This is a genomic window from Mesorhizobium sp. M4A.F.Ca.ET.020.02.1.1 (assembly GCF_004022645.1).
Taxonomy (GTDB): domain Bacteria; phylum Pseudomonadota; class Alphaproteobacteria; order Rhizobiales; family Rhizobiaceae; genus Mesorhizobium.
Map to the genome: position 1 here is coordinate 1 of NZ_RZOI01001392.1, position 462 is coordinate 462.

Here is a 462-nt window from a genome sequence, read left to right on the forward strand (position 1 = left end):
GTTAACGTGCGCGCTGGGGTGCTTCAAACGCTCTTGCGTTTGATGCCGATCGAGCGGCCGGCGCGCTCCGGCATCGGCAGCGCGGCGTGGGCAGCGCGCATCTCCTCGACCCTGGCAAGAACGTCGGCCGGGAAGGGCGCCACTTTCGGCCCGGACATGTCGACATGCAGCGAAAGCGTCTCGGAGGTGGCGGCCAGCCAGCCGTCGACATGGCGGATCTCCTGATAGGCTCTCAGACGCTTTTCGTCATGGTCGATGAGCTGGAAGGAGACCTGGACCTTGTGCTCCAGATGCAGCTCCTGCACGTAGCAGACATGGACTTCCGCCGTGTAGATGGTGAGGCGGCGCTCCTTGGCGTAGTTCGGCCCCATGCCCAGCATCTCGAAGGCGTCGTCCGAGCAGCGGTCGAACAGCACGTTGTAATAGGCCATGTTGAGATGGCCGTTATAGTCGATCCAGTCC

The 462-nt window shown here is 63.0% G+C and carries 1 protein-coding gene; it reads right to left on the minus strand.

From position 1 onward, the window contains the following. Window positions 1-23: 23 nt before the first annotated feature. A partial coding sequence (locus EN742_RS37315) for a thioesterase family protein (RefSeq protein WP_128334008.1) occupies window positions 24-462 on the minus strand: 439 nt, incomplete at its 5' end.